Origin of the sequence: Pseudanabaena sp. UWO310, assembly GCF_006861605.1 — a bacterium.
In the GTDB taxonomy this organism is placed as follows: domain Bacteria; phylum Cyanobacteriota; class Cyanobacteriia; order Pseudanabaenales; family Pseudanabaenaceae; genus Pseudanabaena.
The window spans coordinates 1-12,030 of the sequence record NZ_SELU01000037.1 but is presented as its reverse complement, the minus strand read 5'-3'; the positions used below and the strand labels follow the sequence as shown (position 1 = coordinate 12,030).

Sequence of the window (12,030 nt, the reverse complement as noted above, 5' to 3'; positions counted from 1 at the left end):
GGAAATGCGAATATTGTCTAATCCATCAAAATTTCTCCATTTTCCATTTATAGTCATGAAGTGGATCATGCCACAGCAGTCAAGCATGGCGGCTTATCAACCGAAGAAAATTTAGTACTGGCTTGCCTGCCATGTAATCGATATAAAGGTTCAGATTTAACCAGCATCGATCCAATTACCAAACAAATTATGGTTCTATTTAACCCTCGATTGCACGAATGGAATGAACATTTTCAAATCGATCAAGGCTATATTTTAGGAAAAACTACTATTGGCAGAACTACAATATTTTTATTGAAGCTAAATGAACCCAAGCGTTTAATGATCAGACAAGCTTTAATGTTGCAGAAACTTTACCCTTAGATTTACATCAACTACGATCGCCTTGCTAATTGGTGATGATGGATTTAGGCGATCGCCCCACAAGATGCGATCAGATCCTTTAAACTGGAATAGCTCTAAGATTTTCTGTCTAAATCTTGAAAATCATCTCCAAATATTTCCAAAGCTAATGTCAAGCCCGACCCATTTACCTGAAGCCATCGATCGCATTGTCCAGCGATTTCACAGGCTTTCCGATCCGAAGCAACGTTATGAACAACTGATTTTATACGGGAAGAAACTCGAGGCGTTTCCCGAAACTCTCAAAACCCCTGAAAACAAAGTACAGGGCTGTGTATCACAGGTATATGTGGTAGCAAAACTAGATGCCAACGAACGAGTCCTATTTGCAGGGGACTCGGATGCGTTGATTAGTAAAGGATTTGTCGGCTTGCTATCGGTCTGTATGGGTGGCTTAACGCAAAAGGAAATTGAGTTGCTTACCCCCGACTTCATTAAGGATACAGGTTTAGTCGCTAGCCTCACGCCATCCCGTGCCAATGGCTTTTATAACGTCTTCAAAAAAATGCAGCAACAGGCGATCGCTATTGAATTACCCAGCCTTCGCTAAACAAAGCAAAAGCCTCGCTTGGCGAGGCTTTTGCTTTAAATGGTGGCGGTAATGGGACTGGTTGTGGAAACCATCGCTGCCAGAACTTGACTGGGGGAAACGGTGAAGGGTAAACGATGAATATCAGAATTGGGCTGACAGGCGATCGCGGCAATTTGCTCTAATTCGGCGAGGGTAACTTGGCTCAAGCCCAGATCAGCGAGAGAGGTTGGCAGACCGATTTCTTCATAAAACTTAAGCAATTGATGGCGAGATGTTGTCGCTAGTTGATTGCCCTGAAATTCTTCTAAGCGAAGCTGGACGAGAATGCCATAGGCAACCTTTTCACCATGTAATGTGCCGTGGGTTTGGTGGAGATGGGTGAGGGCATTGTGAACCGCATGAGCCGCCACAGTGCGACAGCTTGCGCCCCCAATACCGCCGATCGCTCCTGCCAAACATACGGAAGCATCGACAACTTCTCGCCATGCGCCACCGTGGGGATTAGCGATCGCCTCGGCTGACTTTTGAAACAAAATATCGCGGAGAATTCTTGCTTCTTGAACAGCCGCAATCACCATGGTTTTTTGGCTGCTGCCGCTGCTGACCGATGACTCGTACCACTTAGCGATCGCGTCGCCAATTCCTGAAACGAGGGTGCGCTTAGGCGCAGTCGCGATCGCGTCGTAGTCCACAAACATGATGTCGGGACAGCGATCGAGGGTTACATCGTAGGCAAAGGCTCCTTGCTCGTCATAGACATTACTCAACGCTGTCCATGCGGCACAGGTTGCACCCGTAGTGGGAACGGTCGCGATCGGTAATTGATGCTGATGGGCGATCAATTTTGCCGTATCTAATACCTTGCCACCACCGATACCCACAATCACATCGGGCTTTTCCTGCTGAACGATTTGGCGCAATATTGCTAAATTTGCATCGGTACAATCGGCGATCGCAGGTGCATAGATGATTTCTAGAGTAGTGTTTCCGAAATGGCTGGCGGTGGCTTGCTTCGCTTTCTCCCCTGCAATTACTAAAGCTTTATTCCCGTAGCGAGATAGATATTGTGGGAGCTGCGATAAAATTCCATTTCCCCGTAATAATTGGGCTGGCGCGATCGCCAAGATCGGCAATAGGCTCGGCAATGCTTCCACCATAAGTGTGTCTGACATTAGGTTAAGACATGGTAAACATAAATCCTATTCTATCTCTTCTGCTTCTAAATCTGCATTCCTGCGATCGCTCGATCTTCGCTTCCGCAGCTAATACCAAATCACAAAATGGCTACGCCATTTTGTGATTTTAAAACCCTTACTGGGTTTGGTTTTAAATCCCCAAAAGTGTAGCTACACTTTTGGGGATTGGTATAAGTAGCTAGGCACAATCAAATATAAAACCCCAAAACCTGTAGCGCACGCTGCGCGTGCGCTACAGGTTTTGATACTGGGTGTTAATTATGCTCTGCACTAAAAAGCCAAGAATTGATAGGCGGCGCAAAGCGCCGCCCATCAATTCTTGGCTTTTTGATCTGGTAAACTTGGCGACAGCCATAACTTTGCAAGTAGTTGAATTTTCGTGTATTTTGATTGGCAAAATCACATATTTTTGATGTGATTTTTGATGTGATTTTATCTGTTGGTTAATGAGGATATTCTGTATGCGATGCAAGCCTATTTTCTTCAGCGCGATCGCCACAAGCATAACGGGGTTGGTCATATTGCCACCAGCATATCCATTGCCGATTCCTGCTTGGAAAATCAGTCAACAGGACGGCAACCCATTACCACAGACAACCCCATTAATCTATGTCTCACCCAATCCCAATCCTAAGGGAGATGGTTCGTCCAATAATCCCTACTCATCCGTTACCACAGCTTTAGCCAATAAACCCATCGCGGGTACAGTAATTCAGCTACAACAGGGAGTTTACAGTGCCGAGACTGGGGAAGAGTTTCCTTTGAGAATCCCCGCAGGTGTAACCCTTCGGGGTGAACCAACGGTGCGGGGTATAAATACTGTAATTAAGGGAGGAGGCAAATTTATTAGTCCATCCTTTGCCAGTCAAAATATTACGGTGCTTACGGACAATGGTGCGCGTATTGAAGGGTTAACGATTACGAATCCTAATACTAGGGGAACAGCAGTTTGGGTTGAATCGAGTAAGCAGGTAGCAGTTAGTAATAATACTTTTATAAATAGCGATCGCGAAGGGGTATTTTTAACGGGAAATGCCGAGGCGATCGTTGACAATAACCTCTTCAAGAAAAATGGGGCAAATGGACTCTCGGCTGTGGGTAGTAGTACGGGCGATATCCGCAATAATACGTTTGAGAGTACGGGGTTTGGACTGGCGATCGGTCAGAAATCACAGGTAACCGTGAGCAATAACAATATTCTCAATAATACCGATGGAATTATTATTTCTAATCTATCGGCTCCCACCCTACGCAATAACTTAATTACTGACAGTCAGCGGAATGGAGTGGTGATCCTCAAAGATCGTAAAGGCTATCCCACGCCCGACTTAGGTACTTCGACCAGCCTCGGCAAAAATATCTTTCGCAATAACCTTGGGAAAGACTTGAATAATAACTCTGGAGTTACACAAGTGGCGGTGGGGAACGAACTCGATCCTACTAAAATTGCTGGCGATATTGCTTTTGTCGGAGAAGCCCCCACTACCCCTGCTCCACAAACGCCGACTCAGCCCTTTGTCCCTGCGACTACATCAGCATTACCGAGCGTTAATGGCAACAGTGCTATTACTAATCCGACTGCTACTACCAATACAGGCAGCAGTAATGGTAACACGGGGCTCGATAGCGTCGAAATCACGCGATCGCCCCAACCTAGTTTTAATCGTCCCGTTACGCCCCCGACTGCCCTAGCCCCATCCAAGAGCAGTATCTTCATTGAGCCTTTACCAGAAGTACCAGCAGTCACTTCTAGTCAACTCACCTCTACTCAGACGACATCAGCGCAAACGCCCCCAGATCAAAGCGCGACGACCATTCCTCCAAGCAATAATTCAATCAAGGCAACCGTAACTCCATCATCCAAGATTTCTCAAAACCCCAATGAAATACTGATCGATCGCGATCCGATCCCCGTCATTCCACCTCAACCAGTTACCCCGCCGCGATCGCAATTTATTCCTAACGATCCACCAGCCCAAACTCCCCCCGTTACGCCTACCACGCCTACCGTCATCCAAACTCCAGTTCCCTACCCAGTTCCCTACAATGCCAAACTAGCCGCATTAGTGCCGCCACCAGCAAAGGATACGACCCCCTATTTAGTTGTGATTCCCTCTGCCGACGATGAGATTCTCAATCGGGTACGCAGTGCTGTCCCTAGTGCCAGAATTATTCCTTCACGATTTGGCAATATTATTATGGTGCAAGGTTATCCCGATCGCGATCGGGCTGAAGTATTAAAGACACTAATGCGATCGGCGATCGGTGTAGATGCCCGTGTAGTTTACCAAGGCAACCTTTAGCCCTCATGAGATAAGTAGTTCAGCATAATTAAAAACCAAAACCAGAAAGCATACCGCCCACTGTGCGGGCGGTACGCTCTTCTAGGTTTTAAGTTTATTTATTCCTAGCACTTAATACCAATTCACGAAAGTGTGACAACAATATGCAAGAAACAATAGATTCCAAGCCATCCATGACCGAGCCGATGATTATTGCTCAAGACGTACATAAGTGGTATGGCAGTTTTCACGTTCTTAAAGGGGTGAGTCTGACGGTAAACCGTGGGGAAGTCGTCGTAATTATGGGTCCCTCTGGTTCGGGGAAATCGACATTTACCCGAACTTTTAATGCCTTAGAGGAATATCAACAGGGCAAAATCTTCGTGGATGGATTTGAGTTGTCACCTGCCAATCATCGCAATATCGACGCGATCAGACGCGAAGTTGGCATGGTATTTCAGCAATTTAATCTATTTCCCCATCTTACGGTTTTGCAAAATATCACCCTTGCGCCATCATGGGTACGCAAGTGGTCAAAGACCAAAGCTTCAGAGGTAGCCATCCAATTACTAGAGAGGGTTGGGATTTCGCAACAGGCTCACAAATATCCGCTACAGCTATCGGGCGGACAGCAGCAGCGAGTAGCGATCGCCAGAGCCTTGGCAATGCAGCCCAAGGTTATGCTCTTTGATGAGCCGACCTCTTCCCTTGATCCCGAAATGGTGCGCGAAGTTCTAGATGTAATGCGATCGCTCGCCGATTCAGGAATGACTATGGTCGTCGTTACTCACGAAGTTGGCTTTGCCCGTGAAGTTGCCGATCGCATCGTGTTTATGGATGGCGGCATAATTGTTGAAGAGGCAACCCCTGAAGAATTCTTTCAAAATCCCAAAGAAGAACGCACCAAAAAATTCTTGTCCCAAATTTTATAGCGGCTAAGTAGCTAAGCGGCGATAGCAGTTACGCAATGAGCCGCTGGCTTGATGGCGATTAGACGGCTAACCCTACCTCAAACTTGGCTATTGTTTCCAAATGCAGTGGGATCGCTGTGATAAGCTAGCAATGTTAGTGTCATTAACACGAATAAACATGGATCGACCTTCTCGCTCTGTTCCCCAAGCCGCACAAGCCGCCTATTCAGGGGATTCGTCATACGGACGCACACCGCCGCCTGACTTGCCTTCGCTATTATTAAAAGAGCGAATTATTTACTTTGGGTTGCCTCTTGTATCTCCCGACGAATACAAACAGCAGCTTGGAGTCGATGTTACAGAATTGCTCATCGCTCAACTTCTCTACCTACAATACGAAGATCCTGAAAAACCGATCTTCATGTATATCAACTCTACAGGCACATCATGGTACACAGGTGATGCGATCGGCTTTGAAACCGAAGCCTTTGCCATTTGTGACACCCTTAACTATATTAAGCCCCCCGTCCATACTATTTGTCTCGGACAGGCGATGGGAACAGCAGCAATGATTCTCGCCAGTGGAACTAAAGGTTTCCGCGCTAGCCTTCCCAATGCCACGATTGTTCTCCACCAAGCCCGTCGTCAGACTAGAGGACAAGCCTCTGACTTACAGATTCAGGCAAAGGAAGTACTGACCAATCGCGAATCGATGTTAAAAATCCTGTCCCGTACTACAGGAAAATCATCCGAAGTCCTCACTAAGGATATGGATCGCATGTTTTATATGACTCCCGAACAAGCAAAAGAATACGGCTTGATCGATCGCGTACTTGAAAGTACCAAAGACCTACCGAAAGCCGTTCCAGCTCTTGTTTAGCTAAAAGCTATTAGCTTAAAGTCAATCACCAACCATCAACCACCAATTTCAAAATCATGCCTATCGGTGTTCCTAGAGTTCCCTATCGCTATCCTGGTGATTCCTACACGCAGTGGATCAATATCTACGAACGTTTGTCACTAGAACGCATTATGTTTATGAGTGGCGAAGTTACAGATGGGATGGCAAATTCGATGATTGCCCGTATGCTGTACTTTGATTCGGAAGATCAAACCAAGGATATCTACATGTATATCAACTCTCCTGGGGGCTCTGTCTCCGCAGGATTGGCGATCTTTGACACGATGCAGCATATTAAGGCTGATGTAACCACTATTTGCGTCGGACTAGCTGCATCTATGGGTTCGTATTTACTGATGGCTGGTGCAAAGGGTAAGCGCTATGCGCTGCCCAATGCCCGCATCATGATTCACCAACCATCGGGTGGGACGAGAGGTCAAGCTTCAGATATCGAGATTGAGGCTAGGGAAATTATTCGGATTCGTCAAAAGCTCAATTCTGAGTATGCTAAACGTACTGGACAGCCCTTAGAAAAGATCGAACGGGATATGAACCGTGATTATTACATGTCTTCACAGGAAGCGCTTGAGTATGGATTAATCGATCGCGTACTTGACTCGCCGCAATAAAAAAACAAAGAGGGAATCAAGAACCCTCGCTGCTTTTTTGTATGATTCAAGTATCCTTGCACAAGGATACTTTTTTTATTGTCTGAGCCATACAAAATTGCAGGGATTTATGACAAATTCGGAATTACTGCTTAAGCTGCTGTTGCAATTGACTGTGATTTTGTCAGTTTGCCGAGGCGTTTCATATATCGGTAAACGTTATTTAGGACAAACCGATGTGGTGGGAGAGATGTTGGCGGGGATCATGCTTGGTCCTTCCCTATTCGGGGCGATCGCACCAAATGTGCAACAGTGGCTATTTCCCAAAACTCCGATAGTTGCTGATGCCATGCATCTATTTCCTAATCCCTCAATGTCGGTATTGTATGCTCTGAGCCAAGTTGGGCTAATGATCTATATGTTTTTAGTAGGTTTGGAGCTAAATACAGATCTATTAAAAAATCGGGCTAGAAGTGCGGGCATTGTCTCGATCGCGGGGATCATTGCCCCATTTAGTCTGGGCGCGATCGCAGCTTTTATGTTGCATGATGGGGGCAGTTTATTTAGTCCCACGACTACCCCTTGGGCAGCAGCGCTCTATATGGGAGCCTCCATGTCAATTACCGCTTTTCCGATGCTAGCAAGGATTTTGCATGAACGGGGATTAATTAAGACTAAGCTCGGCACTTTGGTACTCGCCGCAGGCTCCTTGGACGATGCGATCGCTTGGTGTCTCCTTGCTTTAGTGCTAGCCAGTATTAAAAGCTCTATTAATGTTGCCATTATTGCGATCGGCGGCACTTTAGCCTATGTGTTGTTTATGTGGTTTGTGGGTAGGAGATTCCTACGGGTATTTAGCTACTGGACGCGCCGCGATGGTGAAGTGACAATCCAAACCTTAACTTTTGTCTTCATCATCATGATGCTCTGTGCTTATTACACCGATTTTGTTGGCGTTCATGCCATCTTTGGAGCCTTTATCCTTGGCACGGTGATGCCTCGCGGACATTTTGCCGAATCCGTACACCACCATTTGGAGTACCTGACCACTTCTCTACTCGTACCAATTTTCTTTGTGTTTTCGGGATTAAATACGCAGCTAGGCTTGCTAAATACGCCCCAGTTGGTAATGATTACGCTACTGATCATTGCGATCGCTGTTTTGGGTAAAGGGCTTGCCTGTACTGTAGCCGCGAGGTGGTCGGGTGAAAGTTGGCGTGATTCGATGACCGTGGGCGCTTTGATGAATACAAGGGGAATGATGGAATTAATTATTTTAAATATCGGTTTGGAGCAGGGATTAATCACACCTACCCTATTTACGATCATGGTAATTATGGCGATCGTAACGACTTTAATGTGTTCGCCATTAATTAATATCCTATCCATTCCAGCCAAGACATAATCAAATTTCGGTAAGTAGCTAGAAGAGGATACCGCCCGCTACGCGGGCGGTATTTCAAGTTAAGAAATGGCGTAGCCATTTCTTAACTTGAAAACCCTATTTTCCAAGAATAGTTTCAACTAAAAGACTGGCAACTGTGATGCCAAACATCACCTTGATCGATAGGCGCAAGCCAGATTTATAGATTTTTTGTTGTTGCCTCAAGGTTAAGTTATTCCATCGATTGGGTTGTATTTCCCATTTTTTCATGGCTGCTTATACTGAATAAATAATAAATAAACCCAAGAAGAAGATGTGCCATTTTGGGACATCTTCTTCTTGCTGCAATAAGTCATTGCTTTCAGGATATTCTTCGATCTAGGCGAGGGCTTCTTCTAGAGAAAGGGCTTCTTCATTTTCTTCGCCAGTCCGAATTCGTACCGCTCTTTTTACAGGTATGACAAATACCTTGCCATCACCAATCTTCCCAGAATGAGCAGTTTTGACAATAGTATCGACAACTGTATCGGTAATATCGCTAGAGACCACGATCTCAATCTTGATCTTAGGGATAAAGTCTACGGAGAAAGGTTGGCGATCGAATCCCTGAAGTCCCAAGAATGCCAAAGGGCGACCTTTTTGCCTACCAAAACCCTTAGCGCCCGTCACAGTTGCGCCTTGAACGCCAATTTTGACTAACTCATCTTTTACTTCATCAAGTTTGGAAGGCTGAATAATCGCAATGATTAAGTCCATAGATTTTGGATTTGATTTCTAAATAGTGGGAATGGAAAGGATAGGCATGATGAATATAGCCGTAGCAAGATTTGTCACAGCTAGATAGAAGTTACATTAGCGGCGAGTTTCCGATGGTTCTTCACGGAGAGGATGGCTGATATCAGGAGGCAAGAAAATAGATTTGCCGCTCACCGCTCCTTGAATCAAGATATACGCAAACCCAACTACAAAGAAGGCAATACCAGTTCCGATCGCAATCTGGGAGTTCCTTGCCGAATCACCGCCCGCCGTAAACCCAAAGTAAAATACAGCAAACAGCATGGCAAAGTTTAAAATAGTGCCAAGGATGGGAATAACTACAGTTGTGATGGGATTGGTTTGTTCTTCCAGTAGATGATCTAAAGTAGCGACTAGGGTAACTAGGCAGGTGAGTCCATAAAAGATGAAAGTGCCTATGTTTGACATCAACGTTACTTGAGTCAAATTATTGACATTGAGTACGCCATAACCGCCGATTCCTGCGGAAATCAATGTCAAGAAAATTATACCGATATGGGGAGTCCGAAATTTTCTGTGTAATCTACCAAATATACTTGGGAGTTCTCCATCGATTCCCATAGCATAAGTAATACGAACGCCCGTTGAAAGAGAAGATAAAGTCGTACCAACCAGTGCTAAAAGTACGGAAATCGCCATAATCAGGACGAGGGCGAATCCATGCCCACCCAACAGGGTATCTCCTAAGATCCTTGCCATATCGCCAATCGGCGCACCTGATTGAGCAGCCGCATCAAAACCAGTCAAGATGCTTCCTCCCTCATATTTAGATGCGTCAAGGCTCAAAGCTTTGATTGCCTCACCCAAATTAGTAATCTTAGGATCTAAGCCAGCCGTAAAGGAGGCTTGCTCGCCAGCCTTATTAATAACGCCAGCATAGGCATTGCTAATAAAGAAGTTAGCTCCAAAATATTCAAAGAAGTAGCAGATACAGGCTTGAATGACTAAGGAGAGAATAACGGCTCTTGGTACGTCGCGTTTGGGATTGATTGCTTCTCCTGCTAAAGCGGTAGCTGACTCGAATCCCACCACAAGTAAAATTGCGATGCTAACTTGGAAGATCAAGCCTGGAAAATCATGGGGTAAAACGACGCTAAGGGCATTAGCATGTTCGTACTGGAATTCTGGATGCCCTAATCGAAAAATAATGAATAGAAGTCCCAAAACTACCAAGGAGACGATCTGAATAATATTAATAATAATATTGATTAAGGTCGAACCCGTTACACCAAAAAGAGCAATGATGCCGACAAAAATAGCAAATAAGACGCTTATAGCAACCTGCCATGCTCCAGTCGAAGCAAAACTAGGATTGAATAGCTGACCGATATATATGACTAGAGTACCCATGAAGGCAACCATCACTCCTGGGTAGACCCAGTAGTAGAGGTGCGATGACCAGCCCACAAGAAATTTGACGATGCGAGCAAATCGGAAGTGTTTGTGTTCCTCTTTAGCTATGATGGCTGCTTCAGCATAATAGTAGGAACTTCCAGCACCAGCAGCGGAATAGGCTTTGGAGAGAGTGGCAAAGCAACTGGCTGTAAGTAAGGCAATTCCAGTGGCGATCGCAACTGATGCCCACATATTTGGTGCAGAAGCCTTGGGAGCTTGGAGCTGATAGGTCGTCCATAGGAATGCTCCTGGTGCAATTAGCGCCATCGCGTTAATTGTTACACCAATTAAACCTAGAGTTGGCTTGAGTTCTCCACCTCCAGAACGATTGGCATCAGACATAGTTCACCTTAAAATATCTATACAGCATTTAGTTCTTGAGAAGTAGTCACTTAAGTGATAAGTAGCTAGGCATAAGTAAACTTAAAACCTAGAAGAGCATACTGCCTGCGTAGCGGGCGGTATGCTCGCTGGTTTTAGTTTTTAATTATGCCGAACTACTTAGTTATGATTGAGGTTATTCCTAATGTCATCCTTACAATAGACTCACAAGAAATTAAATTTCAATCTTTTTGAGCTATTTATAGTAACGAAAACAAGGTGATAACGCTTCTCAAAGAAGATATCGAGCAATCACAAATCACTCTTAAGAAAAGCGGATTTATAAACTGCTACTAATCCAACAGACTTAGAAAGCGCATTCAGGCAGGTAATTGGCAATGTCATGTCAATCCTCAGAAAATCCTTGAAAAACCAAGAATTAACTTTGACATGAGTAATACTTAATTAAGATAGTTTCGATACTAATAAGTAAGTGGGCTTAATTAAATATAAAACCCTAAAACCTGCGGCGCACGCTGCGCATGCGCCGCAGGTTTTAGATCTGGATTTTAATTATGCTGAGGTACTTAGAGTCTGTTTGTAGTTATCAATACAATCAAAACTAAGATACAAATCTCTTAAATGGTAAATAACACCCAGAGACATCTCCATCTATTCCTATAGCTTCAAAACTAAGAGTTTTTTAGATTAAAACATCACATTATTCAAGCCCTACGGTGAGGCTTAACTAAGAAAAAATATTTATTTCTATATGTATAGATATGAATATTGCGACTTTAAGAATTTAAAGATTGTTGTTAAAGTTACAAACTAATATTACGGTTTGTTTCTAAACCTATAGAATTCCCCAGTTATACCAATTCCCAAAATGGCAATGCCATTTTGGGAATCTCAAAACCTTACTGGATTTGCTGTTTAATTCACAAAAATGTTGTCACACTTTCGTGAATTGGTATTAAATCTAAGCGATAAGGATGGGCGGCAAGCCGCCCATCCTTATCTATTTAACGTCAGTTCAGGATAATTTGAAACGGGCTTTGAGAAAGGGTTGGCTACGCCAACCCTTTCTCAAAGCCCAAAGGTAAAAGCCTTGCTACGCAAGGCTTTTACCTTTGGGCTTTTTACAATTTGCCAGCTTAACTCGAACTGACTTTATTTCTTACTTTTCACGTCATCTTTGAAAGGTAAACGAGAAGGGGGTTTCAGGTAGATGGTACGGATGGGGTTAAAGTAGTAAAAAGCAAGTAAAAGTAGGGAAGAAAAATGATGAACTGGTGGGACA

11 protein-coding genes are annotated in these 12,030 nt (G+C 44.5%); 7 read left to right on the top strand and 4 right to left on the bottom strand.

Annotation, left to right across the window (positions count from 1 at the left end):
* The first annotated feature begins 60 nt into the window (after window positions 1-60).
* Together PseudUWO310_RS13355 and PseudUWO310_RS13350 are read left to right on the top strand one after the other, a co-directional pair.
* Window positions 61-363, top strand: a complete 303-nt coding sequence (locus PseudUWO310_RS13355; protein WP_263363441.1) for an HNH endonuclease — start codon at window positions 61-63, stop codon at window positions 361-363.
* A gap of 148 nt (window positions 364-511) precedes the next feature.
* On the top strand, window positions 512-952 hold the full coding sequence (locus PseudUWO310_RS13350; protein ID WP_142602050.1) for a SufE family protein: 441 nt from the start codon (window positions 512-514) through the stop codon (window positions 950-952).
* A 35-nt stretch (window positions 953-987) separates the two neighbouring features.
* Here the strand turns inward: PseudUWO310_RS13350 and PseudUWO310_RS13345 are convergent, their stop codons facing one another.
* Window positions 988-2,106, bottom strand: coding sequence for an iron-containing alcohol dehydrogenase family protein (locus PseudUWO310_RS13345; RefSeq protein WP_223805656.1), 1,119 nt, complete (start codon window positions 2,104-2,106; stop codon window positions 988-990).
* A 485-nt stretch (window positions 2,107-2,591) separates the two neighbouring features.
* Between PseudUWO310_RS13345 and PseudUWO310_RS13340 the strand changes: the two genes are divergently transcribed.
* From PseudUWO310_RS13340 to PseudUWO310_RS13320, 5 genes are all read left to right on the top strand, one after another.
* Window positions 2,592-4,433 (top strand): DUF1565 domain-containing protein, encoded by a 1,842-nt coding sequence (locus PseudUWO310_RS13340; RefSeq protein ID WP_190316019.1) that lies wholly within the window; start codon window positions 2,592-2,594, stop codon window positions 4,431-4,433.
* A gap of 143 nt (window positions 4,434-4,576) precedes the next feature.
* Window positions 4,577-5,344 (top strand): amino acid ABC transporter ATP-binding protein, encoded by a 768-nt coding sequence (locus PseudUWO310_RS13335; protein WP_055077685.1) that lies wholly within the window; start codon window positions 4,577-4,579, stop codon window positions 5,342-5,344.
* Between the two features lie 157 nt (window positions 5,345-5,501).
* Window positions 5,502-6,203 carry an ATP-dependent Clp protease proteolytic subunit gene (locus tag PseudUWO310_RS13330; protein ID WP_040689568.1) on the top strand — a complete coding sequence of 234 codons (702 nt, stop codon included), beginning with the start codon at window positions 5,502-5,504 and terminating at the stop codon, window positions 6,201-6,203.
* Between the two features lie 56 nt (window positions 6,204-6,259).
* A complete protein-coding gene (locus PseudUWO310_RS13325; protein ID WP_009628955.1) occupies window positions 6,260-6,853 on the top strand; it encodes an ATP-dependent Clp protease proteolytic subunit in 594 nt (197 codons plus the stop codon).
* 109 nt (window positions 6,854-6,962) lie between these two features.
* Entirely contained in the window at window positions 6,963-8,237 is a 1,275-nt protein-coding gene (locus PseudUWO310_RS13320; protein WP_142602044.1) for a cation:proton antiporter, read from the top strand.
* A 96-nt stretch (window positions 8,238-8,333) separates the two neighbouring features.
* Here the strand turns inward: PseudUWO310_RS13320 and PseudUWO310_RS22955 are convergent, their stop codons facing one another.
* The 3 genes from PseudUWO310_RS22955 to PseudUWO310_RS13310 all read right to left on the bottom strand — a co-directional run bounded on the left by PseudUWO310_RS22955 (window position 8,334) and on the right by PseudUWO310_RS13310 (window position 10,748).
* Window positions 8,334-8,486 carry a hypothetical protein gene (locus PseudUWO310_RS22955; protein ID WP_190316018.1) on the bottom strand — a complete coding sequence of 51 codons (153 nt, stop codon included), beginning with the start codon at window positions 8,484-8,486 and terminating at the stop codon, window positions 8,334-8,336.
* A gap of 108 nt (window positions 8,487-8,594) precedes the next feature.
* Window positions 8,595-8,972: a P-II family nitrogen regulator gene (locus PseudUWO310_RS13315; protein ID WP_142602042.1), complete on the bottom strand. Its 378-nt coding sequence runs from the start codon at window positions 8,970-8,972 to the stop codon at window positions 8,595-8,597.
* 96 nt (window positions 8,973-9,068) lie between these two features.
* Entirely contained in the window at window positions 9,069-10,748 is a 1,680-nt protein-coding gene (locus PseudUWO310_RS13310) for an APC family permease (RefSeq protein ID WP_142602039.1), read from the bottom strand.
* Between the last annotated feature and the right edge of the window lie 1,282 nt (window positions 10,749-12,030).